This window comes from Nocardia sp. JMUB6875 (assembly GCF_041154655.1).
Taxonomy (GTDB): Bacteria; Actinomycetota; Actinomycetes; order Mycobacteriales; family Mycobacteriaceae; genus Nocardia.
Genome location: NZ_BAAFGR010000399.1, coordinates 1 through 1,136, shown reverse-complemented (window position 1 = coordinate 1,136; position 1,136 = coordinate 1). Strand labels below are relative to the sequence as shown.

The 1,136-nt window shown below is 62.2% G+C and carries 1 protein-coding gene and 1 tRNA gene; one reads left to right on the top strand and one right to left on the bottom strand.

The genetic code is table 11. From position 1 onward, the window contains the following. The first annotated feature begins 78 nt into the window (after positions 1-78). Positions 79-151 (top strand) — tRNA-Arg (locus tag ACAM49_RS40230). A gap of 199 nt (positions 152-350) precedes the next feature. Here ACAM49_RS40230 and ACAM49_RS40225 read toward each other — a convergent pair. Next, positions 351-938, bottom strand: coding sequence for a hypothetical protein (locus ACAM49_RS40225; protein ID WP_369640749.1), 588 nt, complete (start codon positions 936-938; stop codon positions 351-353). Between the last annotated feature and the right edge of the window lie 198 nt (positions 939-1,136).

Genomic DNA, 1,136 nt, shown 5'->3' with positions numbered 1-1,136 from the left:
CAATGGATGCGGCCCTCCCCCCACCCACCAGGCAGGCTCCCCGACGACCAGGCCGACCCCAAGTCATCCGCCTGTTCAGCCCTCGTAGCTCAGGGGATAGAGCACCGCTCTCCTAAAGCGGGTGTCGCAGGTTCGAATCCTGCCGGGGGCGCTCCTGGGACCACCGTTCGCCCAGGTCAGCCAATGGTTCCTATTCGCGAGCCAATACATGCAGCCAAGAAACCGCAGGTCGCGTGTCACAGGTTCGAATCCTCCGGGGTTGCTGTCAGCTAACACCCCAGCTCAGGGCGCCTATAGCGGGATGAAGTCAGCCTCGGAGATGGCCGTCCAGCACAGGCTCTGCGATCCCGTCACGGCTGGGCCGGCGGGAGCAGTTGAGCCCTTGTCCGCACCGCGGTCATGTGGTCACGCGGTGTCCACGCATCCCGCCACTCCGGAACCACGATACTCACCCCGGCGACACCGAGATCCTCGCGCGCCGCAACGCTGAAATCCTTGCGCAGCCGGTAAGCCTCCCGAACGATCAACAGCCAATCAGTATCACCAGCGAGTTCACCGTAGGCGAACCACTCCAAAGTCCATGTGCACCTGTTGAGTTCATCGCCGATCGTCACTGCCTTCGGACTGCCCAGCAACTGCACCTCCTGCCACCGCTGAATACGCTCACGCTCGAGCTCCCCGAGCTGAACAACACCCTCCTGCAACGACATCCCGTGCAGATCGGCCTCGCCCGCTCTCATCCGAACCAGGCGCGCGGCCAAGGTATGCATCGCCCGGGTGACGATCAGGTATTCCGAGTACACCTGCAGCCGACGTTCGTCCCACCGCGCCGCCTGGCTCCGATTCCACTTGGACCGCTCATTGACATAAGAAGCGAGAAAAGTGAGCCCACCGCCGATCACCACCCCACCCAGCGTGCCAAGCAACTGAGACCACACCACCAAATACTATCCACAGCAACGGATTTACCACCCGAACTCAACCACCACTCGACGCCGGACAACTGACTGAGCGACCCATGGGTTGGGGTCTGTCCAGATAACGGTGTAACTCGGGTTGATTGGGTTAGTTCCGTCCGGCGGTGAGTCGGCCGTCGAAGGTGATGTCGAAGGCGTTCAACGCCGCTTTCCAGCGGG